This window comes from Pseudorhizobium endolithicum, from assembly GCF_902153245.2.
GTDB lineage: Bacteria > Pseudomonadota > Alphaproteobacteria > Rhizobiales > Rhizobiaceae > Neorhizobium > Neorhizobium endolithicum.
The window spans coordinates 314,306-341,216 of the sequence record NZ_CABFWF030000018.1; the positions used below are offsets into that span (position 1 = coordinate 314,306).

The window sequence follows — 26,911 nt, forward strand, 5'->3', positions numbered from 1 at the left end:
CGGCACCCTCCCGATTCAACGAGGGTCCGCCGGGCGACGGCCCGCGAACAGATCGGCATGCCTCCTGACGAGCGCGGACATGCGATCCACCACCGTGCGGATATCGTGCCGGTGTCGATCATCGTTGTTCATCACCATCCATTGCGTGTGGCGCAGCGAAGGAATTTCCTCTCCCACCCTTTCCAGCCGTACATCCTGATCGCCTACGAAACATGGCAGCACAGCGACACCCGCACCTCCAAGCACCAGGTCCCGGAGCGAGCGCGGCCGGTTCACCGTAACCACAATCTTTGCCGCCGCATGTTCGTGCGGATAGCGAAGATAGGCGGATATCGCCTCATCCTCGGCGACGGCCACCCAGCGAAGGCCGGTGGTTCGCCCAGGATCGCGGGCGCGATAGGCGGCATAGGCCACCTCACCGAGCCGTTGTGAGGCAAGGTTGGTTTCCTCCGGTTCGAAGGCCCTGATCCCGATGTCGCTCTCGCGGTGCGCGAGGCTTGCCCGCCGCTCGGCGATGAACAGGTCCAGGCGAAAATTGTCGGTATCCGTCTGCAGTGCCGAAATGTTGCGGCTGATCCACCAGGCGAGCCAGGTCCCGCAGGAGATCCTCACCAGCGTCGAGCCGCCTTCCTCCTGCCGGAACGTCTCGATCCGCCGCGCCGCACCCTCCATTTCCAGAACCTGATTGAAAAGCAGCGCCCCCTCCGAGGTAAGGCGGTAGCCGGTTCGGCTTCGGACGAAGAGCGGGCGGCCGAAGCTGTTTTCGAGCTCGAGCATGCGTCGCCCTATCGTGGCAGGGCTCAAGCCAGAAACGCCTGCAGCTCCGGACAAGCCGCCATGGCGCGCGACGTGCAGGAAAAGCTCGTATGTGTCCCAATTCGCGTTTTTCATCAGTGAAAATCGTAGCGCAATGGAGGCTGTTCCGGAAGATGAAAAACCCCGCTAATTGGGAGGACGGCTTTTCAACCGCGGAGGTATAAGCAATGTATGAAGTCGTCGCAGCCCTCGTGGCATCATCCCGCACCGACCCGGAGAGGGAGCAAAGCTCGCACGGCGCCGAGGATCGCTATTATGAGAACCTGGGAGCGCCCCTGCCACGGTCTCTCGTCGCGGCCCGCCGCCTTCTCCTGCGGCTTTGGCATTCACGAACGAGCAGCAAGGACATCGATGGCGGCCATTCTGCCGCCGTCAAAGATCCGGCGCCGGCTGCCCTCGGGCTGCTTGAGCGGATGCCGTAGAAGGTTCAGTAGCGGCGGCTCTTCGCCCCGCTCCTATTCCTGTCGGAGAATTAACGCAGAAATCAGAGAACTGCCGGCAGGGCCAGGAGAGCAGAGACGGCACCAGCGCAAATGACCAGCAAACTCAGACGCATCACCTTTGCGGCATCCTCAGCCTTGGCGATGGCGACGGCACGGGCACGACGGGTTTTCTGCATCTTCTGAACCCCAAAGCGTTGTCACTGCGGCGTGCCGGCAAGCGGCGCGCATGTCCTGCGGTAGCCCCGGATTTGGCCGGCATCAAGGCAGGATCGCCGACGTGTATCAACAACAGCTGAATTTCACGCCCCTACAACGCATCCCCACAAACATGCCCCGAGGCCCAGGCCCACTGGAAATTGTAGCCTCCGAGCCACCCCGTGACATCGACACACTCGCCGATGAAGTAGAGGCCGGGAACGGCCTTCGCGGCCATGGTTCGGGAATCCAGGTCCTTCGTATCGACACCGCCCAGCGTCACCTCCGCCGTCCGATAACCTTCAGACCCCGCCGGTTTCATGCGCCAGCTCTGGGCCGCGGATGCGATAGCCTCCAGTACCCGGTCCGGACACTCGGCCATCTGCACCGTCGCGGCAAGGCCCGCCTTTTCGAGGACATGCTGGGCCAGGCGCCGGGGAAGGATCTCCGCCAGAACGGTCTGAGGCGCCTGTCTGCCGTTGATCTTGCGCGCCGACTTCAACTCCTCGAACAGGTTCCGGTCCGGCGCGATCCTCAGCAGGATCTCGTCTCCCTCCCGCCAGTAGGACGAGATCTGCAGGATGGCAGGACCGCTCAACCCACGATGGGTGAAGAGAAGGGCTTCGCGGAATGCCGTTCGGCCGTGGCGAACCTCTGCGGGAACGGAAATCCCCGAGAGCGGCGCCAGGCGTTCGAGCAGCTGCGCATCGAGCGTCAGCGGCACAAGGCCGGGACGCGTCTCGACAACGTTCAGCCCGAACTGCTCGGCAATCCGGTAGGCAAAGCCTGTCGCTCCCATCTTGGGTATCGACTTGCCGCCCGTTGCCACGACCAGAGCCGACGCCTCGACCAATCCGCCCGATGTCGCGACACGGTATCCGCCCGGCGCCTTCTCCACCGACAGGACCTCCTGCTGGAGCTCCAGCTGTCCGTTCGCGTCACGCATCTCGGCGAGGAGCAGGTTGACGATGTCCTTGGCGCTGTTATCGCAAAAGAGCTGACCCAGCGTCTTCTCGTGCCAGGGGACGCCGTGGCGTTCCACCAGTTGAACGAAATCGTTGGGGGTGTAGCGCGCCAGCGCCGATTTCGCGAAGTGCGGGTTGGCCGATATGTAACTCGTCCCCGTCGTATGGATATTGGTGAAATTGCAGCGGCCGCCGCCGGAAATCCGGATCTTCTCGCCCGGCGCCCTGGCATGATCGAGCACCAGCACGCGTTTCCCACGCTGCCCCGCACGGATAGCACACATCATTCCCGCTGCCCCGGCTCCAAGAATGACGGCGTCGAATTTGCGGACCAACTGAAGCTCCCTTGCTGCGGTTCTCCCGTGTTTTCGATCGGCCGGACAAAGTCAATGGCGCCCCCTCGCCAATTGGAGATCTCTGACTATGATGGCATTCCCATCAACGCATTCCGGTGCCTCATGTCGCGCAAGAAACCGTCTCCTGCCTCCCCAGTTGCAGGGCCCGTGCTCAAATCGACCGGCGGACAGCCGACGCCGCCGGCCCTCACCTCCCTGCGAGGCGTCGCGGACTGGCGGGAAGCGATCTCCTGGCTTCGGGCGCGCGGCATCGAGGACGTCGAATGCATCACACCGGACCTGGCGGGGGTGCCGCGCGGCAAGATGATGCCGTCGTCGAAGTTCACATCGAACACGTCGCTGGCTTTGCCTTCGGCTCTCTACCGGCACACGATCTCGGGCGAATATCCGGACGAGACGGCAAGCTTCCGCTACGAGCCACGCGACAGCGACCTGAAGCTGGTCCCCGATCTCTCGACACTGTCCGTCGTGCCGTGGGAGACGGATCCGACGGCACAGGTCATCTGCGACGTCGTCGGCATCGGCGGAGAGAATGTGCCCTATACGCCGCGAGCGGTGCTGAAGAACATCGTCAATCTCTACCTCGAGCGCGGGTGGAAACCGGTCGTCGCGCCGGAGATCGAGTTCTACCTGGTCGCCAAGAACGACGACCCGGACTATCCGCTGCATCCGCCGAAGGGCCGCTCCGGCCGGGCGATCCTCGGCGGCCAGGGGTACTCGATCGCCGGCATCAACGAGTTCGACGAGCTGATCGACGACATCTACCATTTCTCGGAGAAGCAGGGCCTGGAGATCGACACGCTGATCCACGAGGAGGGTCCGGCCCAGCTCGAAATCAACCTGCGGCACGGTGATCCGATCGAACTTGCCGACCAGGTCTTCCTGTTCAAGCGTACGATCCGCGAGGCGGCGCTGAAGCACGGCATCTACGCGACGTTCATGGCAAAGCCGATGCAGGGCCAGGCCGGCTCGGCCATGCATATCCATCAATCGGTCATCGACATCGAGACGGGACGGAACGTGTTCTCCGACGAGGAGGGTTCCCCGTCGAAGGAGTTCTTCCATTTCATCGGCGGCATGCAGACCTACGTGCCCAAGGCCCTGGTCATGATGGCTCCCTATGTGAATTCCTACCGGCGCCTGACCCCGGACATGGCGGCGCCCGTGAACAATGCCTGGGGATACGACAACCGCACCACGGCCTTCCGGGTCCCGGTCTCGGACGCCGCCGCGCGGCGCGTGGAGAACCGCCTGCCCAGTTCCGACGCCAATCCCTATCTGGCGCTCGCCGCCTCGCTCGGCTGCGGCCTGCTCGGCATCATGAACGCCGTGGAGCCGGAACCGCCGACGGAGCACAGCGCCAACGAGGGCTCCATCGATCTGCCGCGGGGCCTGCTGGAGGCCGTTTCGGCACTGGAGTCCGAGCCAGCGCTGGCAGATGTGCTGGGGCAGGAGTTCATCGATCTCTATGCCGGCGTGAAGCGCGGCGAGTTCGAGACCTTCATGCAGGTCATCAGTCCGTGGGAGCGGGAGTTCCTGCTTCTCAACGTGTGAGGCCACGCCGTGAACGAATGGCAGAGCCCGATCGCTCCGGGCATCTCATGGTATCAATCCACCGTCGGCGAACGCCCGGCCTATCCCCCGCTCGATGGCTCCAGGACCGTCGACATCGCCATCGTCGGCGGCGGCTTCACGGGTCTGCAGGCGGCCTTCAACCTGGCAAGGCGCGGTGTATCCGTCCTCCTGCTGGAGGCATGCCGTGTCGGAGACGGCGCCTCCGGGCGCAACGGCGGCCAGATGGGCACGGGACAGCGATGGTGGCCCGAGGAACTGGAGCACAAGATCGGCTTTGAGCGCTCGAAGGCGCTGTTCGACATGGCCGAGCAGGCGAAGCGATATCTGCTCGACTTCGCGTCGGACCAGAAGATCGAGGTCGACTACCTGCCGGGTCAGATGAATGTTGCCCACAAGCCCGGGCACGAGAAGGAGTACCGCGCCAATGCAGAAATCGCCGCGGAACGCTATGGCTATCCTCACCTTTCCTTCATGGACCGGGCGGAGACGGCGGAGCGCCTGGGAAGCAGCCACTATTACTGCGGCGTGCGCGACACGGGCACGGGGCACATCCACCCGCTGAAGCTTCTCGTCGGCCTTGCCCGTGCGGCGCGGGCGGTCGGGGCCGACATCCGCGAGATGACGCGGGTCACCGGGATTTCCCGCTCGGGCGGAAAGGTCGTGCTTGAGACGGCGCAGGGCACGGTGACGGCCGACAGGGTTCTCCTGGCCACCAACGGCTATGTCGGAAAGCTCGAGCCCGTCACGGCAGGCCATATCATGCCGATCGGATCCTTCATCGCCGCCACGGAACCGCTGGACGAGCACCCGGGCGTCCTGCCGGGGGGCGAGGCCGTCGCGGATTCCCGCTTCGTGGTCCGGTACTTCCGCAAGTCACGCGACAACCGGCTGCTCTTCGGCGGCAGGGAAGTCTACTCGTCGAAGAACCCGGAAGACACGGCGAACTTCATCCGCAAACAGATCGTCGAGATCTATCCCGGCCTCAAGGATGTCCGCATCACCCATGCCTGGGGAGGCTATGTGGGGATCACCCTGCCCCGGCAGCCCTTCGTGCGGGAGGTCATGCCGGGTGTCACGTCGATCGGGGGCTATTCCGGACATGGCGTGATGTTGTCGAATTTCTGCGGCAAGCTCTATGCCGACCGGGTGGCGGGACAGCCCAGTGCGCTGGATGACCTTGAGGCGCTGAATGTGCCGGGTTTCCCGGGCGGGCCGTATCTGCGCACACCCCTGCTGTTCCTCGCGCTCACATGGTTCGCTCTCCGCGACCGGATGTAGGGACGCAGCAAAAAATACGCAGCGGGACTGGAATTTTTAAATCGATTAGATTAGGAAACCTCCAGTTCGGCGAAGACGAAAGACGATACCATGAGCAGCCAGATCATCCCGGTCGATCCCTTTGATTGCGTCGTGTTCGGCGGCTCGGGCGATCTTGCGGAGCGGAAACTGCTGCCGGCGCTTTATCATCGGCAGATCGAAGGCCAGTTCCTGGAGCCGACACGTATCATCGGCGCGTCCCGCAGTCCCTTGTCCGACGAAGAGTACCGGACTTTTGCCCGTGACGCACTGCGCGAACATCTCAAGCCCGGCGAGTACAACGAGTCGGAGGTCGAGAAGTTCTGCGAGCGGCTTTTCTATATTCCGGTCGATGCGAAATCCGATCTGGGATGGGACAAGCTGAAGGCACATCTCGATGACGGCAGGGACTGCGTTCGCGTCTTCTATCTCGCCGTAGCCCCTTCGATCTTCGGACCGATCTCGGAGAAGATCCGCCAACACGGTCTGATCACCGAGCAGACCCGGATCGTCGTCGAGAAGCCGATCGGCCGCGACCTCGCCTCCGCTCTGGAACTCAACGACACCATCGGCCGTGTTTTCCAGGAAGAACAGATCTTCCGGATCGACCACTACCTCGGGAAGGAGACGGTGCAGAACCTGATGGCGCTGCGCTTCGCCAATGCCCTCTACGAGCCCCTTTGGAATGCGCAGCATATCGACCACGTGCAGATCACGGTGGCCGAGTCGGTCGGACTGGAGGGCCGCGCCGGATACTACGACACGGCCGGAGCGCTCCGGGACATGGTGCAGAACCATATCCTGCAACTGCTCTGCCTCGTGGCCATGGAAGTCCCCTCCTCTCTCAGCGCAGAGGCGGTGCGTGACGAGAAGCTCAAGGTGCTGCGGGCGCTGAAACCGATCACCGAGGCGAATGTCGAGCACCTGACCGTGCGGGGGCAGTATCGGGCGGGCGCCTCGGCGGGCGGGCCCGTCAAAGGATATCTCGACGAACTGGAGGGCGGTGTTTCCAATACCGAAACCTTCGTTGCCATCAAGGCCGAGATCGGCAACTGGCGCTGGGCCGGCGTGCCTTTCTACATCCGTACCGGCAAGCGTCTGGCGACGCGGGTCTCGGAGATCGTCATCACCTTCAAGCCGATCCCCCACAACATCTTCGACCAGGCGGCAGGACGCATTTCAGCCAACCAGTTGATCATCCGTCTGCAGCCTGACGAGGGCGTCAAGCAATCGCTGATGATCAAGGATCCGGGACCGGGGGGCATGCGCATGCGCTGCGTCTCGCTCGACATGAGCTTTGCGGAAGCCTTCGCCGTCCGCAATCCCGACGCCTACGAGCGCCTGCTGATGGACACGATCCGTTCGAACCAGACGCTGTTCATGCGCCGCGACGAGGTCGAGGCGGCCTGGCAGTGGGTCGATCCCATCCTCAAGGGCTGGGAAGCGACCGGACAGGCGGTTCAAGGCTATACGGCAGGAACCTGGGGCCCCAGTCAGGCGATCGCGCTCATCGAGCGCGACGGCCGCACATGGCACGAAGGCTGAGCTATGGAACCGAATATCCACGAATTCGCCGACGGCACCGTACTGGCAGAAAAGCTTGCGGATCAGGTCGCCCATCGCCTCGCCGCGGCGCTGGAGGCGAAGGGGGCGGCCAGTCTGGTCGTATCGGGCGGCTCGACGCCGAAGACGTTCTTCCGGGCCCTCTCCGGACGCGACATCGACTGGACGAAGGTAACGGTGACGCTGGTCGACGAGCGTTTCGTGCCCATGGATCACCCCCGCTCGAACCATCTCCTCGTGCGGGAGAACCTGTTGCAGGACAAGGCGGCGGCCGCACGCTTCATTCCCCTCTACCATGACTGCCCCAGCGTCGAGGAGGCCGCCCGCAAGGCGACGGAGGCGACAGCTGCAATCGCGCCGCCGTTCGACGTCGTCATCCTGGGCATGGGGGGCGACGGACACACCGCCTCGTTCTTCCCGCATGGCAACAATCTCGCGGAAGCGCTCGAGGCGGCCGGGCCGCGGCGCGTACTGAGCATGAAGGCTCAAGACGCCGATGAACCGCGGCTTACCTTCTCCTTTTCCAGCCTCACGGATGCGGGCCTTCTCGTCCTCCATATCGAAGGGCAGGAGAAGAAGGACGTCCTGGCGAGGGCACAGGAGGGCACGGACGAGAACGAGATGCCTATACGCGCCGTTCTCCATCGTGCCTCGTCGCCGGTCGACATCTACTGGGCGCCCTGACGCCGCAGACGAGACTATCACCCGGAGCATTCCGGCGGCATCCGCCGCTCCCAGCCGGCCTGCTCCCTGAACCAAGGACATCGCCATGGCTGCTCACTCACAGATAGAAGCGATCACAGCCCGTATCGTCGAACGCTCCAAGCCCCGCCGCGAAGCCTACCTCGATCGCGTGCGCAGTGCGATTTCCCGTGGCCCGCATCGCGCTGTGCTCTCCTGCGGTAACCTCGCCCACGGCTTTGCCGCCTGTTCCCCCTCCGACAAGAGGGATCTTGCTGGTGACGTGGTACCCAATCTCGGCATCATCACCGCCTATAACGACATGCTCTCGGCCCACCAGCCCTATGAAACGTTCCCGGCGATCATCCGAGAGGCCGCGAAGGAAGCCGGAGGCGTCGCGCAGGTGGCGGGCGGCGTTCCGGCCATGTGCGATGGCGTGACCCAGGGCCAGCCGGGAATGGAGCTTTCGCTGTTTTCCCGCGATGCGATCGCCATGGCGGCAGGCATCGGTCTCTCCCACAACATGTTCGACGCGGTCGTCTTCCTCGGCATCTGTGACAAGATCGTCCCCGGCCTTGCGATCGCCGCCCTGACCTTCGGCCACCTGCCGGCGGTGTTCATTCCGGCGGGCCCGATGACCTCCGGCCTTCCCAACGACGAGAAGTCGCGCATCCGCCAGCTCTACGCGGAGGGCAAGGTCGGACGCGCGGAACTGCTGGAGGCGGAGTCCAAGTCCTATCACGGCCCCGGCACCTGCACCTTCTACGGCACGGCCAACTCCAACCAGATGCTGATGGAGATCATGGGCTTCCACATGCCCGGCGCCTCCTTCGTCAATCCCGGCACTCCTTTGCGGGAGGCGCTGACGAAGGAAGCCGCCAAGCGCGCATTGGCAATCACCGCCCTCGGCAACGAGTTTACGCCGGCAGGCGAGATGATCGACGAGCGCTCGATCGTGAACGGCGTCGTCGGCCTGCACGCCACGGGCGGCTCCACCAATCATACGCTTCATCTCGTTTCCATGGCGCGTGCAGCCGGAATCCACCTCACCTGGCAGGATATCTCCGAGCTTTCGGACATCGTTCCGCTGCTGGCCCGCGTCTATCCGAACGGCCTTGCCGACGTGAACCACTTCCATGCCGCGGGCGGCATGGGCTTCCTCATCAGGCAGTTGCTCAAAGCAGGCCTGCTTCACGACGATGTGCGAACGGTCTATGGCCATGGTCTCGACGCCTATACCGTGGAGGCCCGGCTTGATACCGCGGGCGGCATCGTCCGGCAGCCCTCGCCGGAGGAGAGCGGAGATCCCAAGGTTCTTGCCCGGATTGAAGCGCCCTTCCAGTCCAATGGCGGCCTGAAGATGCTGACGGGCAATCTCGGCAAGGCCGTCATCAAGATTTCGGCCGTGAAGCCGGAGCGGCATGTGATCGAAGCCCCGGCAATCGTCTTCCACGACCAGCAGGAGTTGCAGGACGCCTTCAAACGCGGCGACCTCAATCGCGATTTCGTGGCCGTGATGCGGTTCCAGGGGCCGAAGGCGAACGGCATGCCGGAACTGCACCGCCTGACGCCGCCGCTCGGCGTCCTCCAGGACCGGGGCTACAAGGTGGCACTGGTGACGGACGGGCGCATGTCCGGTGCCTCCGGCAAGGTGCCGGCCGCGATCCACGTCACGCCGGAGGCCTCCGACGGCGGCGCAATCGCCAGGATCATGGACGGCGACATGATCCGGCTCGATGCGGCCAAGGGCACGTTGGAGGTGCTTGTCCACGCGGCGGAGCTTGCAGCGCGAACGCCTGCGACCGCGGACCTCATGCAGAACGAATTCGGGATGGGCCGCGAACTCTTCGCGATCTTCCGGCAGAATGCGGGAACGGCCGACAACGGGGCCAGCGTGTTCGCCTGAGTGCTCCGTTTCCTATCGCGTCCCCGCTACCATGAGCGGATGTCCAGGACCTTGTCACGATGGGCGGGGTGCGTGCTGAAGACGAAGATCCGGTCCAGTTCCTTCTGGCTCAACAGCCGGAGGAAGCGGACTTCGATCGTGTTGTTGGCAAAGGTCTTCATCAGAAGACAACCGATCTTGGAGATCCGAGCGTCGGGGATATCGAGATAGAACTGCTCGGGCAGCTTGTACTGGGTCAGGATGCCTATGACGGCCCCGCTCATGGAGATGCGCAGGATTTCGCAGCGGCGGGCGGCCATGTTGAGCACGCCATTCTCGGTGTACTCGATGCGGGCGGCATTCAGCGTATCTTCCATCCGAAACCGCGTTTCACGGTCATACATGAAAGACTCTTCCTTGTTCAGGAAGTGATTCTTGCCCCCACTGAAAGCACCCACCGACCGTCTCCTTCTCGATAAGGGAAGGCTACAGGCCGAAGTTTAACAGAGGGTATGTTTCTGATGCCACCAATCGGAACTCCATGCACCTTTCAGGCACTCCGCAGACGGGACATCATCGTTCAGTCCGATAGGTATGGCCGTCCTCATCGAAGAGATGAAGCTTGTCCGGCGATGCCGAAAGCCGCACCACATCGCCCTTCCTGCCGCTCCAGATGCCGGGGAACTTCGCGATCAGCGGCTCGTGCTCTGTGAGGCCCTCGATATAGAGAAGCGTCACCTCGCCCAGCGCCTCGACGAGCGCGATCCTGCCCTCGAACAAGAAGTCTTCGCCGGCTGCCACGGAAAGATCCTCCGGGCGCACGCCGAAACTTGCCGGCTTGCCGCGCTGCGAGGCGTTCGTCGCTATCGGCACGCGAACCGGCTTACCGTCGCCGAGGCTGACGGTCGTCGCCTCGCCCGTTTCGGTGATGGTCACCGGGAGGATGTTCATTGCCGGAGATCCGATGAAACGGGCAACGAACAGGTTGTGGGGCCGCTCGTAGAGCTCCAGTGGAGCTCCAACCTGCTCGATCCGGCCAGCCGACAGAACGACGATGCGGTCCGCCAGCGTCATCGCCTCGACCTGGTCGTGGGTGACGTAGATCATCGTCGTGTCCGGCATGGACTCGTTGAGCTTGGCGATCTCGATACGCGTCGCAACGCGAAGGGCTGCATCGAGGTTGGAAAGCGGCTCGTCGAACAGGAATACCTTCGGGTCGCGGCAGATCGCCCGCCCGATGGCGACACGCTGCCGCTGACCGCCCGACAGCGCCTTTGGCAAGCGGTCCAGGTAAGGCGTCAGTTGCAGGATTTCGGCAGCGGAGCGGACGCGCCGGTCGATCTCGGCCTTGTTCTCCTTGGCGATGCGCATCCCGAAGGCCATGTTGTCGTAGACGGTCATGTGCGGGTAGAGCGCATAGGACTGGAACACCATGGCGATACCGCGCTTGGAAGGCGGCACCTCGTTCACCAGTTGCCCGTCGATATACATCTCGCCGCCGGTGATCGTCTCCAGTCCCGCGATCATACGAAGCAGCGTCGACTTTCCGCAACCGGAGGGGCCGACGAAGACGACGAATTCCCCCTGCCTGATCTCCAGATCGATGCCGTGGATCACCTTGACCTGGCCGTAGGCCTTGCGGATGTCCTTCAGAACGACGCCAGCCATTTTCTCCCCTCCTCTAGGCCCGACGGGCGAAGAACGCCCCCCATGCGGGCAGGTTTATGCGGTTGCCTTCCACCATGCTCTGGAAGCCATGGCCCTCCAGCACCTCCCAGTCGCCGCGCGGCGGTTCCGCCGACGCCGGCTCCGGCGCCATGTTGAAGACGCAGAGAACGATCTCGTTGCCGTAGCGCCTTTCATACTGCAGGAGCGAGCCCTCGGACGCCAACAGTTCCATCTCCCCCTTGGCGAGCGCCGGATGCTGTTTGCGGAAGGCGAGGAAGCGGCGGTACTGCTCCAATACGGAGTCAGGATCACCGTATTGAGCGCTGACGGCCCGCAACTGGTGTTCGATCGGGATCGGCAGCCAGGTCCGGTCGTGGGTGGAGAATCCGGCATGGAGTGCCTGAGCGTCCCAGACCATGGGCGTGCGGCATCCGTCCCGCCCCTTGAACTCCGGCCAGAACTGGATGCCGTAGGGGTCCTGCAGGTCGGCGAAGGCGATGTCGGCCTCCGTCAGACCCAGTTCCTCCCCCTGATAGATGCAGATCGAGCCGCGCTGCGTCATCAGCACCGCCGCCAGCATCTTGACGTAGGCGTCCCGGTCCTGGATTTCGGCGCCCCAGCGGCTGGCATGCCGCACGACGTCGTGGTTGGAAAAGGCCCAGCAGGCCCAGCCTTCGGGTGCTGCGGCAGAGAAGGCTGTCTGCACCTGCGAAACGCGCGACGGTGTCAGGGCATCCGGGGCCAGGAATTCGAAGGCATAGCACATATGCATCTTGTCGCCGCCGGACGTGTATTCGCCGACGATCTCCAGCCCACGCTGGCTGTCGCCCACCTCGCCGACGGCTGCAATCGCCGGGAACTCGTCCAGTACCGCTCGGAACCGCTTCAGGAAATCGAGGTTTTCCGGCCGGTTCTTGTCGTAGATGTGTTCCTGGAAATTGTATGGGTTGACCGCTGGAGCCGTGGACGCATTTCGGCGCGACGGATCAAGCGCGGGGTTTTCGCGCAGTTCCTTGTCGTGGAAGTAGAAGTTGATGGTATCGAGCCGAAAGCCGTCGACGCCGCGCTTGAGCCAGAAGCGGGTCATATCGAGAAGCGCGTCCTGGACCTCCGGATTGTGAAGGTTGAGGTCCGGCTGGGATGTCAGGAAGTTGTGCATGTAGTACTGCATGCGGGTCGGGTCCCAATGCCATGCAGACCCGCCGAAGATCGACATCCAGTTGTTGGGCGGCGTTCCGTCCGGCTTGGCGTCCGCCCACACATACCAGTCCGCCTTTGGGTTGACGCGGCTCGACCGGCTTTCGATGAACCAGGCATGCTGGTCCGAGCTGTGCGACATCACGAGGTCGATCATCACCTTGAGGCCCAATCGATGGGCCTCGGCGATGAGCGCGTCGAAATCCGAGAGCGTACCGAACATCGGATCGACCTCGGTATAGTTTGACACGTCGTAGCCGAAATCCTTCATCGGCGACGGGAAGAAGGGCGAGATCCAGATCGCATCGGCCCCGAGCGCCGAGACATGCGGTAGGCGGGCGGTGATGCCTTTCAGATCCCCGATGCCGTCGCCATTGGAGTCCTGAAAGGAGCGAGGATAGATCTGATAGATGACTGCGCCGCGCCACCAGTCCTTGTCCGGTGCCGCGGGCGTTCCTGCGATAATGGTCATTCAATGTCCTGTTGTCATGCGAAGAAGGTGCTTCAGCCGCCCTTCACCGATCCCGCCAAGAGGCCGCGGACCAGATATCTCTGGAGCGCGAAGAACACGAGGAGGGGCACAATGATGGTGATAAAGGCCGAAGCAGTCAGAATTTCCCAGTTTCCTCCCCGCGAGCCGAGCAGCGCGTTCAGCGCGCCGGTGAGAACCAGTTGGTCGCGACTGGCGCCGAGGAAGACGATGGCCACGAGCAGGTCGTTCCAGACCCAGAGGAACTGGAAGATCGCAAAGGAGGCGAGCGCGGGGAAGGAGAGCGGGAGCACGATCTTCATGAAAATCTCGAAATCGCTGGCGCCATCGACACGGGCCGATTCGATGATCTCCTTGGGAAGGCCGGCGATGTAGTTGCGCAGCAGGTAGATAGCAAGCGGCATGCCGAAGGCGGTGTGGGCGAGCCAGATCCCGGCATAGGTCTTGGAAGGAACGCCGAAGAGTATGCTGATCTCGTTGTACATCCGAAGAAGCGGAATCAGCGACATCTGCAGCGGGACGACGATCAGGCCGATGACTGTCGCGATGATGACGGTTCGTCCGGGGAACTCCATCCAGGACAGCGCGTAGGCCGCAAAGGCTGCGATCAGGATCGGGATGATCGTCGCCGGGATCGTCACCGTCAGCGAATTGATGAAGGACTGCCCGAGCCCTTCCGCATTCACCACCGTGCGATAGTTCTCCATGGTAAACTCCGGCGGCGTCGCCACCGTCAGGTAGACGCGCTGGCCGCGGCTTCCCTCGAAGGGCGCCGTGCTTGAATGGACGTAGCTGCCGTCATCGTTCACCGTCAGCGTTTCGCCGTCCCCCAGATCCGCCGTTTCGCCTGCCTCGTAGGCTCCTGGTTCCTGAACCCTGACGCCGAAGGCCCTCACGGTGCCCGTGGCTCCCTCTTCGAAGACGCTGCCGGAAATTACGTAGTTCGCACCTTCCTGCCGCTGGGCGGAAGGTTCCGCCAGCCGGACGGCCGCCGTCTGGGCCGAGCTCGAAAATGCCGTCCACCACCCGGATGTGGTGATCTGGTCCCGGTCCCGGATGGAGGTAACCAATATGCCGAGGGTGGGTACCAGCCAGATGATGACGATCAGCAGGACCGAGAGGTGCACGAAGAGACGGGGAAGGCCGATCCGCCGGATACGGGCTGCGACTGCGGTCATCTCAGTGTCCTCCCGTCTCGCGGTTCGCCTGGCGGATGTTCCAGATCATGATCGGCGTGACTGCGGCCATGATGATCAGCGCGATCACGGCGCTGCGGCCCGAGTCACCGCCGCCCCGGAACATCCACTCGAACATCAGGTTGGCGAGGACCATCGTGTTCCACTGGCCGTTGGTCATGGTCAGCACGATGTCGAAGACCTTCAGCACCAGGATGGTGATCGTCGTCCAGACGACGGCGATCGTGCCCCAGATCTGCGGCACCATGATTTTCCAGAAGATCTGCCAGCCATTCGCTCCGTCGATCACGGCCGCCTCGATGGTTTCCTCGGGGATGCCGCGCAGGGCGGCCGAAAGGATCACCATGGCAAATCCGGTCTGTATCCAGATGAGGATCACCATCAGGAAGAAGTTGTTCCAGAACGGCAGGGCGATCCAGACCTGCGGATCGCCGCCGAAGAACTGTACGACGGCATTCAGGAGGCCGATCTGGGTCTCACCGGCGCCGCGGTATTCGTAGATGAATTTCCAGATCACCGACGCGCCGACGAAAGAGATCGCCATCGGCATGAATACCAGGCTCTTGGCGATATTGCCCCACCAGATGCGGTCGGTCAGCACTGCAATGACGAGACCGAGGAAGGTGCAGGCGGCCGGCACGACCAGCAGCCACAGGAAGTTGTTGAAGATCGACTGCCGGAAAACGGCATCCGACAAGGCCCATCGGTAATTCGCCAAGCCGACGAAGACGGTGCCCGTGCGGTCGTAGAAGGACAGGATGAACGTGGCGACGACCGGATAGACGAGATAGACCCCAAGAAGGATGAGGGCAGGTCCGAGAAAAAGCCAGGGCCGAACTACCGCGCGGCGGTTGAGATTGCGGGAAGCAAGCTGGACATTGTCGCGGGGTGTCGGGAAGAGAAGCTGGAGGATCTTGTCCGAAAGCCAGTAGTAGAGCGCGCAGACGAAAACGCCGACGACCATGACGCCGACGGCCGATATGATCTGTGACGCCATCACTCCCCTCCCCCACCTTGTCCGGCAGTCGGCCGGCCTTTGTTCCGTTACCCGGTCAGCGGCCGTGCTGCGCCCTCACCCGGCGCAGCACGGATATGGCTTACTTCAGTCCGTCCCAGGCGTTCTGGATGTCCGTCGCGACCGCCTCCGCGTCCTTGCCGCCCACATAGTCGATCATCCCGGTCCAGAAGGCGCCGGCGCCGATCTTGCCCGGCATCAGGTCGGAAGCATCGAAGCGGAACGTCGTGGCGGAGGTGAGGATTTCGCCCTGCTTCTTCAGCGGATCGTTGGCATAGGCCTCGACGTTGACGCCCTTGTAGGGGGTCAGGAAGGCCGCCTGGGCCATCCAGACCTCGTGGGCGATCGGCGTCTTGAGGAACTCGATGAAAGCCTGGGCCGCCGGCGAATCCTTGGTGATCGCAACGAGCGTGCCCGCGCCGAGCACCGGCGTCCCCAGATCCGACTTTGCCCCGTAGGTAGGCATGTAGAAGAAATCGGCGTCCGTCCCGAGCTCCACTCCTTCCGGGAAGAAGGACGGGATGAACGAGGCCTGATGATGCAGGTAGCACTTCGGCGGAATGTCGAAGAGCCCCTTCGGGCTGTCGCGGAAGTCGGTCGAGGCGACCGCGGCAACGCCGCCGCTGACATACTTCTCGTTGCGCGCGATCTTGCCGAATTCCTCGATGGCGCCGACCACGGCCGGGTCGTTGAACTTGATCTCGTTGCTGACCCACTTGTCATAGGTTTCGGCGGGCTGGGTTCGCAGCATCATGTCCTCGACCCAGTCGGTCGCCGGCCAGCCCGTGGCGCCGCCCGAGCCCAGGCCGATGCACCACGGAACCCCGCCGTCCTCGACGATCTGGTCGCTCAAGGCCAAAAGGTCCTCCATGGTTTCCGGCACTTCATAGCCGGCCTCCTCGAAGTTCTCGGGCACGTACCATACGAGGGACTTCACGTCCGCCTTGTAGGGGAAGGCATAGAAAGCCTCGGCGCCGTCCTTGCCCTTGTAGGTGCCGTAACCGATCCAGCTCTCGCCGGCGCCGTAATTTTCCTTCACCCAGTTTGCCGTCTCATCGCCAAGGGGAACGAGGAAGCCCTTGGACGCGAGATCGGCCAGCAGGCCGGGCTGCGGCAGGATGGCGATGTTCGGCGGGGAGCCTGCCTGCGTATCGATGACGATCTGCTGCTCGTAGTTCTCCGAGGACGAATAGCGCGCATCGACGCCCGTGGCCTCGCGGAAATAGGCGAGCACGCTGTTGAACAGGATCTCGTCGTCACCGCGCCAAGGGCCGAACAGCGTCAGGCTCTGCCCCTTCAGGTCCGCATGTGCCGTCTTGAAGTCCTCGAAGCTTTGCCAGTTGAAGCGGGAATCCTCGCCGGGAGCGAACTTCATCTCCTGCGCCGCGGCACCGCCGGCCAGCAGCACAGTCAACGCGACACCCATCCACAGTGACTTTCTCATCATCAGAATCCTCCCTGTTTCCTGAACGCGCCCCGTCGCACATCGCCGGTTGCCCAAAGCGCTTTGATGCCTAGTCATGTGTTCTCCCAACTGCGGCTGTCAAGTCCTCCGCATGAGAACCCGCATCGCCTCCTGGATGGGATGGTTCAGTCCGCCCAGCTTTCGTTTGAGGTTGCAGTCGACGACTGATAGTAATCCAAAGCGCTTTGAAAGCTTGGTGGAGGAGAACGGTGAACCTGAAGCAGTTGGCAGAACTGCTGGGGCTGTCGCAAACCACGGTCAGCCGCGCGTTGAACGGGTATCCCGAGGTCGGGCAGGCTACGCGGGAGCGGATCCTGAAGGCTGCGGAAGAAACCGGATACCGACCCAATGCGGCCGCAAGGCGCCTGGCCACCGGGCGCGCCGGGTCGATCGGCCTGGTGATGCCTGCCGCCCCCGACTACTATGCCGACATCCATTTTGCGGAGTTCCTAAGCGGGCTCGGCGAGGAGGCCGCTCGCCAGGATTTCCACTTCGTTCTGATGCCCAAGAAACCCGGCGAGGAGGAGGACGCGCTACGGTGGCTCGCTGCCAGCGGCAGCGTGGACGGCGTCTACCTCGCCTATATGCAGGAAAACGATCCGAGGATACCCCTGATGCATTCCCTCGATATGCCGTTCCTGATCCACGGCCGTTCGATCGGCGTCGCGGAGGACTATCCCTTTCTCGACGTCGACAACGAGGCGGCGTTCCGCGATGCCACCCATCTGCTTCTGGAACTCGGCCACCGGAGGCTCGCCCTGCTGAACGGGCCGGACGGTCTCGATTTCACCATCCGGCGCCGCAAAGGCGTGGAAGCCGCCCTGTCCGCCAAAGGGCTCGTGCTGGATCCGGCGCAGGTCCACCATACGGCGATGACCGACGAATTCGGCTTTCGCGGCATGCGTCAGCTTCTGGAGCAGGAGACACCGCCGACCGCCGTCCTCTGCGCCAGTACCGTGCTGGCGCTCGGGGCCATTCGCGCCGTGAACCAGGCCGGCCTTCGCCTCGGCCGCGACATCTCGCTGATCGCCCACGACGACGTGCTGCCGCTCCTCAAGCCGGAGGACTTCTCCGTTCCCCTGACGACCACCCGCTCCTCCCTCCGGGCAGCAGGCGTGCGCATCGGCCAAAGGCTGATCGACCGCATCAAGGGGGTGGAGACCGGGCCGGAGCAGGAGTTGTGGAAGGCGGAACTGATCGTACGCAGTTCCACGGGCGCAGCACCGCGCTGAAACGGCTTCTGCCGATCAGAACTTCGGAACCGGCCGACCGAAGGACCTGCAGGCGGCGACGACCGTGTTCGCCATCAGCATGGCAATGGTCATAGGCCCAACGCCGCCCGGAACAGGCGTGATCGCCCCCGCCACCTCCGCGCATTCTGCGTATGCCACGTCGCCCGTGATCTTCGTCTTGCCTTCGCCCTTTTCCGGCGCCGGCACGCGATTGATTCCAACGTCGATGACGGTGGCGCCCGGCTTCACCCAGGCGGCCTTCACCATGTCGGGACGGCCGACGGCGGCGACCAGGATGTCGGCACCGCGGCAGATGCCGGGCAGGTCCTTGCTGCGGGAATGCGCCATGGTGACGGTCGCATTGGAGGACAGGAGCAGCATCGCCATCGGCTTGCCGAACAGGTTCGACCGCCCGATAACCACGGCGTTGAGACCCGACAGATCGGTGCCATGGATCCGGTTGATCAGGATCAGCGCGCCGGCCGGCGTGCAGGAGATCAACCCGCTCGCGAGATCGCCCGTGGCGAGCTTGCCGGCATTCACGACATTGAGCCCGTCGACGTCCTTCTCCGGCGCGATCGACTGGATGACCGGCTCGGATTTCAGATGCTTCGGCAAGGGCAGCTGGACGAGAATTCCGTGAATGGCGGGATCGGCATTCAGCTCGGCGACCAGCTTCTCCAACTCCTCCTGCGTCGTTCCCTCGGGCAGGCTGTGCTGGAAGGAGTTGAAGCCGCACTGCTTGGCCATCTTGCTTTTCGAGTTCACGTAGGTGTGGCTGGCGGGATCGTCACCGACGATGACCACCGCCAGGCCCGGCTTCTCGCCCACCTCGCGCTCCAGCGCGGCTGCAGTGCTTGTCACGGTCTCTATCACGGATGCGGCGGCAACCTTGCCGTCGATGATCGTCGTCATGTGTCCCCCGAAGTGTCAGGCGGGTTGAGGTACAGGCTACCAGGCCCAAGCCTGGGTAATGCGTTCCCTACGAGACAAATGCAACAAAAATGCCGTCAGCGACGCGCATGCGACCGTTGCCCGACCCTTTCCCGAAGGGCTGCCAGGTGGTCGCGGAGTTCCAGGATTTCCGGATCGAGCAGGTCCCTGTCGTTCGCCGGATCGGGGGCATGCCGCGAGGATTGGCCGCCGCCCGCCGACAACCTACCTTCCAGCACTGCTCCGACCAGGGGCGGCACAGGCCTTGCCGATGCAGCGGGAACGGCATTCCGATACAGGATATCCCGGATTCGTTCCGGGAGCGGCACCTCGTCATCCGGCTGAGTATCGACTTCCGAAAGGCCGTCCGGGATGGGCTCCGGCACATGGTCCGGGACCGGACGGTCCGCCACGAGCCCGTGCGCCTCCGCGAAACCGTGGTCGGGTTCCGGTACCTCGGCGTCGTCCGCCCCATTGCGGCGTCTCAGGGCCAGCGCGATGGTAACGGCAAGACCCGTGGCCCCGCCCAGCCCCATCGCCTCGGGCAGGGACCAACCGGTCACGGCGGCACGCTCGGGATGCGCCTCCACCTCCAGGGAAAGGAACGGTCCTTGGTCGGAATCATCGGCACGGGCCGCCCGGACCGCCTTCTCATACTCCTGCCGCGCCGCTTGCGAGGCAGCCTCGAGCGAAGCCAGTTTCGCGGCCAGGTCCCGGACATCCGGGGGCACTGCCCCATCCCGGCTCCGCAACGCGGCAAGCTTGTGCGAGGTCTCGGCCTTCTGCTGCCTCAGATTGGCAACAAGTCGTGCCAGTTCCTCATCGAGATCGTTTCTGGCGGTCTCGACCGCACCTGCCGCATTCTGCAGGCGAGGATGGCGCGGTCCGAGTCGCACGGAGAGCTGGTCGAAGGCCAGCTTCGCCTCGACATGGCGCTGGCGATGATATTCCAGGGCGGTGAATTCCAGACTGTCGGGCACTTGTCCTTCCAGCACATCGGCCACGGTCAGCGACGTCGCCTCCTCGATCTTCCTGTCGAGGTCCGCGATGCGGGCCTCGGTTGCCGCGGCTTCCTGGCTCGCCTCCTGCTTTTCGGCCTCGGCACGCCTTGCGGCCTCGAGCTTTTCTTCGTCGCTCCCGGCTTCGAATTGCCGAAGCTCGGTTTCGGCTCGGCGCGACGCCTCCTCCAGCCTGGCTAACCCGAAGTCACCAACCGGAAAGACGGGGTTCTCACGATCCACCAGTACGGCGGCGACGCCATTGGCGATATCCGACGCGCGATCGGCGTCCGGCGCATTGGCCGTTATCACCAGCCTGGCTCCGCCATCTGCCGCCGCGAGTGTCACGGAACCGGACAGAAGGTCACGAAGCGAGTCCGCGCGGCTAGGGGCAGTATCGGCGCGGCCAAGCAGGAGATCCAGAATGAATGCCGGGGCCGACATCGGCTGCGGATGACCAAAGCCGCGGCGTCCGAACTCCCCGGCAATCCGGTCGAGAGCGGTATCCGAGGTCAGAAGCCGGGAGAGATCGTCGACCTGGGAGGAGGAAAGCTCTCCCTGGGCAACCTTCAGCGTCGCCTCCGCCTGGGTCTCGCGGGGCAACCAGATGGCCAACGGCAGCGCGACAAGCGCGCCAGCCAGTATCGCGCCTGCGGACAAACCGAGGACGCCTTTGAAGGTCCAGGACGTGGCCCGGCCTTCCAACTCCGGGAGTGCGGGCACTTCCTCGTCGTGTGGGTCGATGATCATAACCGGGCTCAAGGTCGTTCCATGCGGAAGCAATCGATGAACGAACCCTAAACACTCACGGCAAACAAAGTTTTAACGCAGGGAACAGCTCACGCGGCCTTGCGGTCCGTCCTTCGCGAACGGTCTGCCGTCCCGGCAATCCCTCCGCCCGAACCCGGAACGACAGACAGTCTCAGGCTCCTGCCGCAGAATATCCGCAGGTTGGCAGGTATCGTCGCCAGCCGCAGACGATCCTGCAGGCCGACATCCGGCACGACGATCAGCACCAGGTCGAAGGGCGAAGGGCCAGGCAGTCGATCGATGGAAGCAGACAGGAAACAATGCCACGGCGCATGCCGATGCAGACGATGGCAAAGCGCGTCCGCTTCCTGCTCCGCCCGCCCCAGCACCAAAACCCTCAGGGGGTGCTCGACAAAGGTCAGCAGCGCAGGGATGAAGGTTTCCGGCGCGTAATCGGCACAGGTCCTGCCCAGCCTCAGCCGGGCCGCCAGTCGCCCCGGCACGCCCCATGACGGCAGAAGCAGGTGAGACCGCAGCCATTCCCTATAGGTCTTGTCGATCAGCCCGCGCAAGGCGCTCCTGGCGTCGAGGAAGGAAATGCTGGCCGGCGCTCCGCCCCGCAGAGCCATCGCCTCCACGAGGGCATAGGTCGGGGCAGGATCGCGGTCGGTAGACCCGGAGCCGGAGGCATCCCGAGCGCCCGGACCTAGACCCGAAAAGCGCTCGCGCTCTCCGGCCTGCGGACGGATCGGGATCGAAATCGCCGTATCCGCCTGGTATCCTTGCCTGCCACTGGACATCCGCATCGCTCATCCGTCTCCACCTGCGAAGGGTGTAGCAGGTGGCGGTGAACGGCTTGCCAAGCAGTTCAATCAAATTCGATCGATAAGACGCGAAGCCACCGGATCAGTGCGTCGCGGGGGCGGGCTCTTCCACAACAGTGCCCTCGACGATCTTGGTGGGAGCAACGGGACGCTTGCCCTCACGCGCGATATTGGCGCGTATGTCATCCTTGGACATGAAGTCGAGCTGTTCCACGAGCACCTCCGAGACCAGTCCCTCGCCGAGCCTCGCGTTGAAATCGTCCTTGATGCGCGTGCGGAAGGTTTCTAGATCGAAGGTTCCCGGATTGCCGAGGTCGATCATCTTTTCCCCGACGAGCAGCGTGAAGAGCTGGTCCGTCGTCAGCTCAGTGATCGGCAGTTCCAGGCCCTTGATCTTCTCCTTGTCCATCATGAAGGAGAAGCGGCCCAGGAAGTAGCCGGTGATCATGCCGTCGTTGATAACCGGGATGGTCAGGGATTCGCCTCTGACGAGCTGCAACGCCTCCTTCCTCGCGGCCTCTTCGTCGATCGGCGGCGGTGGAGCAGACGCCTTGACGGAGAAGTAGACAGCGCCGAGCGTGACGAGGCAAACCCATAGACCGGTCAGAAGCAGCTTGAGCATCACATCTCGCTGTAGAGGAATTGTTCCTGGGTATAGGTCCCGTCCCCGTCCGCTTCGCGGGCGGCATTCTTCAGGAGATCGGCGACGGCGCGGACAGCGTGGAGGTGAGCCTCGACGCGGCGCGCGTTGATCGCCAGCTTTTCCTTGAGGTTGTGCATCTGGTCGATGTGGACGACCGCCAGTTCCTTCGGATCCGTGCTCCGGAACAGCATGGTGAGCTCGTAGAGGCAACGGCTCTTGTGCGCGTTCGAAACCTTCAGATCGAACTCGGCATCGTTGCCCAGCCGCTGGTTCTCGTTGTCGACGATCATCTCCAGCCGACCGAGCACCGTCTTGATCCGATGATCGTTAGAAACAACTTCCATATGTCCTGCCCCAGTATCGGTCATGTCAGGCCTCGTTCCTGTCCGTGGGGGCAAGACCCAGAACCTGACGTTCAAAATCCGTAATCATTCTCATCGCGCGATCGCGATCGGTTTCATCGGTCGTGGCGTTGACCACCGCACCTTCCTGCCGCGCCAGCGCCTGCGAATACATCTGCTCGGCAATGCCGATGCCGCCGTTCTTCGACATGCCGTCGGCAATCTGCTCGGCCATCATGCTCTTCCAGAACTCACCGGCAGAGCCCTTGCCATAGACCTCTTCGCTGTCGCTCGGCAGCATGGAGTTGACGAAGTTCTGGAGGATGCCCGCTTCGAACTTGCGGTACTCCTCAGGCATCTTCGACAGGTTCTTCGCCGGCTCCGCATTGCCGAGACCCGCGTCGGTGGCAGGTGTCGAGATGACGTCGAGGGCGGCGCCGAAACCCGCTCCCGCCTCGGCAAGGCTGCTGGCCGCGAAGGCAGCCTTGCTCGCCTTCAGCTTGGCCTGCGCCGCCTGAACTTCGGCCGGGTCTGCGGCCCGTACCACGTCGAGAACAAGGTCGCTCGGGGGTGAGATCGCCACGTCAATTCCTTTCGCCACGGCTGCGCCACCGGATCGAGACGGGACGGCAGCAACGGTTCGATGATCTGCAGGCGCTTCATGTCCCCTGCGCGTTCGTGGACAAGACTATGACGGCTGAAGCTTGCTGGAGGCTGGCGAGGCAAGCGTGATTTCGAGAAGATCGTAGATCGCCTGATCGGCCGCCTGCCGGTCTTCGAGTTCGCGCGCCTTCTTCATGTGGTCTTCCAGACGATCGCCCTTGGTGCGCTCCTTGAGCACCTTCATCTCCTGGATCTGCTGGATATTCTGAAGCTGCCCTTCCTTGATGGTCAGGCGCCCGAAGCGTTCGGCGTAATTTTGCGAAAAGGTCCGGTGAATCGGGTCCATCGAACCGATCGCCTCGATCACCACCTCCATGGATTGAGCTACCTCCGCGCGATGCTGCGTCGTGACAGCCAGTTCCTGTTCGGCCATCTTCTCCATATGCCGCTGGACCGCGACGAGCCGCTTCAACTTCCTGGACCGATTCTGCTCGTCCGCCATCGAACCCCTCAGAAGGAAAGAAAGACCATCGGGAACCCATCCGCGAACTGGCGGATGAGGGCGGCGATCGAGAGATAGAGAAGGAAAAGCCCGCCCGCGAGCAGGAACGGCGTCGAGATGAAGAAGACCGGAATCTGCGGGGCCAGCTTGTTGATGAGGCCAATACCGACGTTGAACATCAAGCCGTAGATCAGAAAAGGGCTTGCAAGGCGCAGCATCAGGTCGGTCGACGCGCGCAGGGTATCCGTCAGTGTGATCAACATCTTCTGGGGATCCACCAGATTGCCGACTGGCGTCGCCGCATAGGATTCGACCAGCGCCCTGAACACCACGTGGTGGAAATCGAGCATGAACAGCATGAGCAAGGCACTGAGGCTCAGAAGATTGGTCAGCTGGTTTTCCGACGTGTCTTCCAGGACGTCCTGCCCTCCCGGCGCGGTAAAGCCGATCGACATGGTCAGGATTGCGCCCGCATATTGCATGCCGAGCGTATAGAGACGGGCAATCAGGCCGTAGACCACGCCGATCATCGTTTCACTGACGATAAGTCCGACATAGGTCGCCCCTGGGGATGAGGCCCGTGGGTAGATGACGTCCCAGAGCAAGGGCAGGACAGCTACGGACACGGCGACCGCGAGGAAGAGCCTAATGTTCGCCGGCACGCGCGCGCTTCCGAAGCCGGGCAGCACCATGATGCATCCGCCCATTCGACAGAACGCGAGAAAAAGCGCCAGAACTGTCCCTTGCGGGTCGGTTATCATCAGGACGATCCCTCTCCGGGCTCGGCCATCAGGAGATGGCGCCCAGAATCTTGATCTCGAGTCCCTTGGCAAGTTCCACGTGGGAGAGAACCGGAAGCGTGGCGAACAGCCGCTCGATGATCATGCGGACATAGGACCGTGTTTCCGGCGAGGTGACAAGCACGAACGGCAGTCCGCGGTCCATGAATTCACGGATAACTTTCGTTGCCTGCTCGCTGAACTCCTCGAGGCTGCGCGGATCGATGTCGAATTCGACGACCTCGCCCTTGGCATCACGTTTCAGCGCCTGGTGGAAGATCATGTCCCACTTGGTTCCGAGCCTGAGGACGCGCAGGACACCGTTGTCGGCGAGGTCGCCGCAAAGCTGCTGCGACATGCGCACGCGGACATGCTCGACGATCTGCTCCGTCTTGCGGACGTGAGGGGCGAGTTCGGCAACCGCTTCTAGAATCAGATGCAGGTTGCGGATCGAGACGCGTTCGGCGAGCAGGAGCTTCAGCACCGCCTGCAGGCCGGAATAGGACATATGTGAGGAGCATATCTCGTCGGCCAGTTTCTTGTACTCGGGGTCCAGGCGATCGATGAGGACCTTCACGTCCTTGTAGGACAAGAGCTGCGGCAGGTTGTTGCGGATGACCTCGGACATGTGGGTGAGCACGACCGAGACGTTGTCGATCGGATGGAAGCCCTCGCGCTTCAGGTCTTCGGCGAAGGTTTCGAGGATCGATACCGCAGGCATGCCGAACGCGGGTTCCCTGATCTCGTCGCCGGGGATGCTCGGCTTGCGGCCGGAACCGGTCACCACCAGAACATCGCCGACGCGCAGCGTATTGGACGCGATTGTCGTGCCGTGGATGCGGATCTGGTAGGACTTCTCCGGGATCATGATGTCGTCGGAGACCTTGATCTCCGGAACCACGAATCCGTATTGCGTTGCGAATTTCTTGCGCATCTTGCCGACGCGGAATGCCAGTTCCTGATGCGCACCCAGAAGGCGCGTGGAGACCTGCTTGCCCAGCGCCAGCTCGATCTCGGCGGTCCTCAAGGCGCTCTTGACCGAATCCTTCTCGGCTTCCTTGTTCTGGACGACCTTCTTCTCCTCGTCCTCGCGGCGGGACCTGTTCTCCGCCTCTATGCGGCGCGGCACGAACCAAGCGCCGAAACCCATGATGCCGCCCAAGGCAATGAACGGCAGGAAAGGCAGGCCGGGGACGAATGCCAGGAGAGCCATCAGACCGCCGGCCATGGAAAGAGCGCGCGGGTAGCCGCTCAACTGGTCCACCACGGCCTTGTCCGTCGAGCCGGACGTGCCGCCTCGCGACACCAGAAGACCTGCGGCGAGCGAGACGATCAGGGCCGGGACCTGGGAGACGATGCCATCGCCGACGGAGAGCTTGACGAAGACGTCGGCGGCCTCGCCGATTTCCATGCCGTGGCGGAAATAGCCGATAATGATGCCGCCGAAGATATTGATGGCCGTAATGATCAGGCCCGCGATCGCATCGCCGCGCACGAATTTCGAGGCACCGTCCATAGCCCCGAAGAAGGAGCTTTCCTGCTCGAGCTCGCCGCGCCTGCGCTGCGCCTCCTTCTCATCGATGATGCCAGCCGAGAGATCGGCGTCGATCGACATCTGCTTTCCGGGGATGGCATCCAGGGTGAAGCGCGCACCGACTTCGGCAATACGGGTGGCACCCTTGGTGATGACGATGAAGTTTACGGTGATCAGGATCATGAAGACGATGATCCCGATCACGAAGTCGCCCGACATCACCAGGCTTGCGAAGCCGGCGATGACGCCGCCGGCGGCATCGTGCCCCTGGTGGCCGTGCGAAAGGATGACGCGGGTCGTCGCGATGTTGAGCGACAGGCGGATCATCGTCGCGATCAGGAGAATCGTCGGGAATGACGAGAAATCCAGGGGCCTCTGGATCCACAACGCCACCATCAGGATCAGCACGGAGAAGGCGATCGAGAAGGCGAGGCCGATGTCGATCAGGAAGGTCGGGATCGGCAGGAACAGGATGCACAGGATCCCGATGATGCCCAGCGCGAAGCCGATGTCGCGGCCGTTGGGTGCGACCTTCGGGATTGAGAGTGCAGGTGGTTGCGCCATGATGCTTCCGTCTCTTCATGAGATGGCGGCAGAAATACTGCCAGTTCACCGCCTGCCTAAACGGCGAAGCTTGCGCGAGGGTGTCATGGCGCTACCGGTCAGAAACCGGACTGCACCCGTGAGAAGACGAGATTTGCGAAGAGATTGATCTGGGCGCCGATGAAGGGCGCCGACATGCCGATCGCCACCATGATCGCGACGATCTTGGGCACGAAGGTGAGTGTCATTTCCTGCACCTGGGTCAGGGCCTGCAGGATCGCGATGCCCACGCCCACGACCATGGCCGTCAAGACGGCGGGACCTGATGCCACGAGAATGGTCCAGATCGCCGCCTGCATGATATCCAGGGCATCGGCTTCGTTCATGTCGCCCACTCCGGCCCGAATCATTCGGGCCATGCTT

At 63.1% G+C, this 26,911-nt stretch carries 26 protein-coding genes; 7 read left to right on the plus strand and 19 right to left on the minus strand.

Translation table 11 applies throughout. The features are described from left to right. Positions 1-15: 15 nt before the first annotated feature. Complete coding sequence (locus RTCK_RS20085) at positions 16-891, minus strand: LysR family transcriptional regulator (protein ID WP_142594172.1); 876 nt, start codon at positions 889-891, stop codon at positions 16-18. Positions 892-983: 92 nt separating this feature from the next. On the opposite strand from RTCK_RS20085, the gene RTCK_RS20090 reads away from it, so the two are divergent. Beyond that, positions 984-1,238, plus strand: coding sequence for a hypothetical protein (locus RTCK_RS20090; protein WP_142521761.1), 255 nt, complete (start codon positions 984-986; stop codon positions 1,236-1,238). 62 nt (positions 1,239-1,300) lie between these two features. On the opposite strand, the gene RTCK_RS21085 is transcribed toward RTCK_RS20090, so the two are convergent. Both RTCK_RS21085 and RTCK_RS20095 read right to left on the minus strand, forming a co-directional pair. Continuing rightward, positions 1,301-1,435 (minus strand): hypothetical protein, encoded by a 135-nt coding sequence (locus RTCK_RS21085; RefSeq protein WP_268963156.1) that lies wholly within the window; start codon positions 1,433-1,435, stop codon positions 1,301-1,303. Between the two features lie 131 nt (positions 1,436-1,566). Continuing rightward, positions 1,567-2,754 carry a BaiN/RdsA family NAD(P)/FAD-dependent oxidoreductase gene (locus RTCK_RS20095; RefSeq protein WP_185928081.1) on the minus strand — a complete coding sequence of 396 codons (1,188 nt, stop codon included), beginning with the start codon at positions 2,752-2,754 and terminating at the stop codon, positions 1,567-1,569. A 123-nt stretch (positions 2,755-2,877) separates the two neighbouring features. Between RTCK_RS20095 and RTCK_RS20100 the strand changes: the two genes are divergently transcribed. The 5 genes from RTCK_RS20100 to edd all read left to right on the plus strand — a co-directional run bounded on the left by RTCK_RS20100 (position 2,878) and on the right by edd (position 9,796). Beyond that, positions 2,878-4,329: a glutamine synthetase family protein gene (locus RTCK_RS20100; protein ID WP_142594173.1), complete on the plus strand. Its 1,452-nt coding sequence runs from the start codon at positions 2,878-2,880 to the stop codon at positions 4,327-4,329. Between the two features lie 9 nt (positions 4,330-4,338). Then, positions 4,339-5,628, plus strand: a complete 1,290-nt coding sequence (locus tag RTCK_RS20105) for an NAD(P)/FAD-dependent oxidoreductase (protein WP_142594174.1) — start codon at positions 4,339-4,341, stop codon at positions 5,626-5,628. Positions 5,629-5,718: 90 nt separating this feature from the next. Then, entirely contained in the window at positions 5,719-7,191 is a 1,473-nt protein-coding gene (gene zwf / locus RTCK_RS20110; RefSeq protein WP_142594175.1) for a glucose-6-phosphate dehydrogenase, read from the plus strand. Positions 7,192-7,194: 3 nt separating this feature from the next. Further along, complete coding sequence (gene pgl, locus RTCK_RS20115) at positions 7,195-7,893, plus strand: 6-phosphogluconolactonase (protein WP_142594176.1); 699 nt, start codon at positions 7,195-7,197, stop codon at positions 7,891-7,893. Between the two features lie 85 nt (positions 7,894-7,978). Continuing rightward, entirely contained in the window at positions 7,979-9,796 is a 1,818-nt protein-coding gene (gene edd, locus RTCK_RS20120) for a phosphogluconate dehydratase (protein ID WP_142594177.1), read from the plus strand. Positions 9,797-9,822: 26 nt separating this feature from the next. Here the strand turns inward: edd and RTCK_RS20125 are convergent, their stop codons facing one another. The 6 genes from RTCK_RS20125 to RTCK_RS20150 form a co-directional block, all read right to left on the minus strand. Continuing rightward, a complete protein-coding gene (locus RTCK_RS20125) occupies positions 9,823-10,179 on the minus strand; it encodes a hypothetical protein (RefSeq protein WP_142594178.1) in 357 nt (118 codons plus the stop codon). 169 nt (positions 10,180-10,348) lie between these two features. Continuing rightward, positions 10,349-11,443 carry an ABC transporter ATP-binding protein gene (locus tag RTCK_RS20130; protein WP_142594179.1) on the minus strand — a complete coding sequence of 365 codons (1,095 nt, stop codon included), beginning with the start codon at positions 11,441-11,443 and terminating at the stop codon, positions 10,349-10,351. Between the two features lie 13 nt (positions 11,444-11,456). After that, positions 11,457-13,112, minus strand: a complete 1,656-nt coding sequence (gene bglA, locus RTCK_RS20135; protein WP_142594180.1) for a beta-galactosidase BglA — start codon at positions 13,110-13,112, stop codon at positions 11,457-11,459. Between the two features lie 32 nt (positions 13,113-13,144). After that, complete coding sequence (locus RTCK_RS20140) at positions 13,145-14,308, minus strand: carbohydrate ABC transporter permease (RefSeq protein ID WP_142594181.1); 1,164 nt, start codon at positions 14,306-14,308, stop codon at positions 13,145-13,147. A gap of 1 nt (position 14,309) precedes the next feature. Further along, positions 14,310-15,323 carry a carbohydrate ABC transporter permease gene (locus tag RTCK_RS20145; protein WP_142594182.1) on the minus strand — a complete coding sequence of 338 codons (1,014 nt, stop codon included), beginning with the start codon at positions 15,321-15,323 and terminating at the stop codon, positions 14,310-14,312. Between the two features lie 100 nt (positions 15,324-15,423). Next, positions 15,424-16,785 carry an ABC transporter substrate-binding protein gene (locus tag RTCK_RS20150; protein WP_142594183.1) on the minus strand — a complete coding sequence of 454 codons (1,362 nt, stop codon included), beginning with the start codon at positions 16,783-16,785 and terminating at the stop codon, positions 15,424-15,426. A 230-nt stretch (positions 16,786-17,015) separates the two neighbouring features. On the opposite strand from RTCK_RS20150, the gene RTCK_RS20155 reads away from it, so the two are divergent. Continuing rightward, a complete protein-coding gene (locus RTCK_RS20155; RefSeq protein ID WP_142594184.1) occupies positions 17,016-18,038 on the plus strand; it encodes a LacI family DNA-binding transcriptional regulator in 1,023 nt (340 codons plus the stop codon). Between the two features lie 15 nt (positions 18,039-18,053). Here RTCK_RS20155 and folD read toward each other — a convergent pair whose 3' ends face one another. From folD to fliQ, 10 genes are all read right to left on the minus strand, one after another. Next, positions 18,054-18,953: a bifunctional methylenetetrahydrofolate dehydrogenase/methenyltetrahydrofolate cyclohydrolase FolD gene (gene folD / locus RTCK_RS20160; protein WP_142594185.1), complete on the minus strand. Its 900-nt coding sequence runs from the start codon at positions 18,951-18,953 to the stop codon at positions 18,054-18,056. A gap of 95 nt (positions 18,954-19,048) precedes the next feature. After that, complete coding sequence (locus tag RTCK_RS20165) at positions 19,049-20,719, minus strand: GumC domain-containing protein (RefSeq protein WP_142594186.1); 1,671 nt, start codon at positions 20,717-20,719, stop codon at positions 19,049-19,051. 89 nt (positions 20,720-20,808) lie between these two features. Further along, the gene (locus tag RTCK_RS20170; RefSeq protein ID WP_142594187.1) at positions 20,809-21,525 is read right to left on the minus strand and encodes a hypothetical protein; all 717 of its coding nucleotides are present in this window, start codon (positions 21,523-21,525) and stop codon (positions 20,809-20,811) included. Positions 21,526-21,625: 100 nt separating this feature from the next. Beyond that, complete coding sequence (locus tag RTCK_RS20175) at positions 21,626-22,165, minus strand: hypothetical protein (protein WP_142594188.1); 540 nt, start codon at positions 22,163-22,165, stop codon at positions 21,626-21,628. Continuing rightward, positions 22,165-22,530 carry a hypothetical protein gene (locus RTCK_RS20180; RefSeq protein ID WP_142522955.1) on the minus strand — a complete coding sequence of 122 codons (366 nt, stop codon included), beginning with the start codon at positions 22,528-22,530 and terminating at the stop codon, positions 22,165-22,167. The genes RTCK_RS20175 and RTCK_RS20180 overlap by 1 nt, the downstream gene beginning before the upstream one ends. 25 nt (positions 22,531-22,555) lie before the next feature. After that, on the minus strand, positions 22,556-23,110 hold the full coding sequence (locus RTCK_RS20185) for a rod-binding protein (RefSeq protein WP_142594189.1): 555 nt from the start codon (positions 23,108-23,110) through the stop codon (positions 22,556-22,558). Positions 23,111-23,215: 105 nt separating this feature from the next. After that, entirely contained in the window at positions 23,216-23,632 is a 417-nt protein-coding gene (locus tag RTCK_RS20190; RefSeq protein ID WP_142594190.1) for a hypothetical protein, read from the minus strand. Between the two features lie 8 nt (positions 23,633-23,640). Next, entirely contained in the window at positions 23,641-24,393 is a 753-nt protein-coding gene (gene fliR, locus RTCK_RS20195; protein ID WP_142521781.1) for a flagellar biosynthetic protein FliR, read from the minus strand. 28 nt (positions 24,394-24,421) lie between these two features. Then, the gene (gene flhA, locus RTCK_RS20200) at positions 24,422-26,509 is read right to left on the minus strand and encodes a flagellar biosynthesis protein FlhA (RefSeq protein ID WP_142594191.1); all 2,088 of its coding nucleotides are present in this window, start codon (positions 26,507-26,509) and stop codon (positions 24,422-24,424) included. A 98-nt stretch (positions 26,510-26,607) separates the two neighbouring features. After that, complete coding sequence (gene fliQ, locus RTCK_RS20205; protein ID WP_142521783.1) at positions 26,608-26,874, minus strand: flagellar biosynthesis protein FliQ; 267 nt, start codon at positions 26,872-26,874, stop codon at positions 26,608-26,610. Between the last annotated feature and the right edge of the window lie 37 nt (positions 26,875-26,911).

Coding starts and splice junctions, on each gene's coding strand:
- RTCK_RS20140 (WP_142594181.1), bottom strand. CDS start 14,308: ATGACCGCAGTCGCAGCCCGTATCCGGCGGATCGGCCTTCCCCGTCTC.
- RTCK_RS20190 (WP_142594190.1), bottom strand. CDS start 23,632: ATGGCGGACGAGCAGAATCGGTCCAGGAAGTTGAAGCGGCTCGTCGCG.
- bglA (WP_142594180.1), bottom strand. CDS start 13,112: ATGACCATTATCGCAGGAACGCCCGCGGCACCGGACAAGGACTGGTGG.
- RTCK_RS20180 (WP_142522955.1), bottom strand. CDS start 22,530: ATGGAAGTTGTTTCTAACGATCATCGGATCAAGACGGTGCTCGGTCGG.
- flhA (WP_142594191.1), bottom strand. CDS start 26,509: ATGGCGCAACCACCTGCACTCTCAATCCCGAAGGTCGCACCCAACGGC.
- RTCK_RS20170 (WP_142594187.1), bottom strand. CDS start 21,525: ATGCGGATGTCCAGTGGCAGGCAAGGATACCAGGCGGATACGGCGATT.
- RTCK_RS20100 (WP_142594173.1), top strand. CDS start 2,878: ATGTCGCGCAAGAAACCGTCTCCTGCCTCCCCAGTTGCAGGGCCCGTG.
- RTCK_RS20085 (WP_142594172.1), bottom strand. CDS start 891: ATGAAAAACGCGAATTGGGACACATACGAGCTTTTCCTGCACGTCGCG.
- fliR (WP_142521781.1), bottom strand. CDS start 24,393: ATGATAACCGACCCGCAAGGGACAGTTCTGGCGCTTTTTCTCGCGTTC.
- pgl (WP_142594176.1), top strand. CDS start 7,195: ATGGAACCGAATATCCACGAATTCGCCGACGGCACCGTACTGGCAGAA.
- folD (WP_142594185.1), bottom strand. CDS start 18,953: ATGACGACGATCATCGACGGCAAGGTTGCCGCCGCATCCGTGATAGAG.
- RTCK_RS20125 (WP_142594178.1), bottom strand. CDS start 10,179: ATGTATGACCGTGAAACGCGGTTTCGGATGGAAGATACGCTGAATGCC.
- fliQ (WP_142521783.1), bottom strand. CDS start 26,874: ATGAACGAAGCCGATGCCCTGGATATCATGCAGGCGGCGATCTGGACC.
- RTCK_RS21085 (WP_268963156.1), bottom strand. CDS start 1,435: ATGCAGAAAACCCGTCGTGCCCGTGCCGTCGCCATCGCCAAGGCTGAG.
- RTCK_RS20165 (WP_142594186.1), bottom strand. CDS start 20,719: ATGATCATCGACCCACACGACGAGGAAGTGCCCGCACTCCCGGAGTTG.
- RTCK_RS20145 (WP_142594182.1), bottom strand. CDS start 15,323: ATGGCGTCACAGATCATATCGGCCGTCGGCGTCATGGTCGTCGGCGTT.
- RTCK_RS20150 (WP_142594183.1), bottom strand. CDS start 16,785: ATGAGAAAGTCACTGTGGATGGGTGTCGCGTTGACTGTGCTGCTGGCC.
- edd (WP_142594177.1), top strand. CDS start 7,979: ATGGCTGCTCACTCACAGATAGAAGCGATCACAGCCCGTATCGTCGAA.
- RTCK_RS20130 (WP_142594179.1), bottom strand. CDS start 11,443: ATGGCTGGCGTCGTTCTGAAGGACATCCGCAAGGCCTACGGCCAGGTC.
- zwf (WP_142594175.1), top strand. CDS start 5,719: ATGAGCAGCCAGATCATCCCGGTCGATCCCTTTGATTGCGTCGTGTTC.
- RTCK_RS20090 (WP_142521761.1), top strand. CDS start 984: ATGTATGAAGTCGTCGCAGCCCTCGTGGCATCATCCCGCACCGACCCG.
- RTCK_RS20175 (WP_142594188.1), bottom strand. CDS start 22,165: ATGCTCAAGCTGCTTCTGACCGGTCTATGGGTTTGCCTCGTCACGCTC.